The following is a 629-nucleotide window of genomic DNA, read 5'->3' on the forward strand; positions in this document are numbered from 1 at the left end:
TGTCTCCTGAGAATTTCCGTCATACCAAGCGTAATCTCCTAACTGATTATACTTTGCACGGTTATAACTTGCATTTTTTACTCAAAGACAACGCCAATTCAAAAATGAAACGCATCAACCTCAAGAGTTGACAAAGAAAGGCTCATCAGGTACTGTCTGATCATTAACAAAAACAAATCAGACCCAAAAACGAAGCTCCCAACATCTTAACATAGAACAAAGAAACTTGCTCTACCAACTTAGTCAGGAGGGAAATTTATCTCAACGGCAAATGGCCGTCTGGCTCGGATGTCATCAAAGCACAATATCACGGGAATTAAGAAGGAATCAAAGTTCCCTAGGCTGCTATCTACCTGACACAGCACAAGCTCAAAGCGAGACAAGGCGAAAAAATGCCAAACAACCCTTTAAAAATGTCAGCGAGTCAGCCTTAGAGTTGGTAAAAAAAGGATTGAAAGATTATCATAGTCCCGAACAAATAGCAGGTCGTCTGAAAAGAGCCAGTCAAGAATCTCTCAGTCACGAAACCATCTATCAAATGATCTATCAGAACTATCACGGATGTGGAGAGTACCAGAAATATTTACGCCGGGGGCTTTGTCAAAGAAAGAGTCGAGGCGGAGCAAAAA

General features: G+C 41.2%; 1 protein-coding gene. It reads left to right on the top strand.

All coding sequences use genetic code 11. The features are described from left to right. Window positions 1–211 precede the first annotated feature (211 nt). On the top strand, window positions 212–629 hold a 418-nt coding region (locus tag C9J87_RS19415; RefSeq protein ID WP_107706369.1), incomplete at its 3' end, for an IS30 family transposase.

Source organism: Nocardioides allogilvus (assembly GCF_003047285.1).
GTDB classification, from domain to species: domain Bacteria; phylum Actinomycetota; class Actinomycetes; order Propionibacteriales; family Nocardioidaceae; genus Nocardioides; species Nocardioides allogilvus.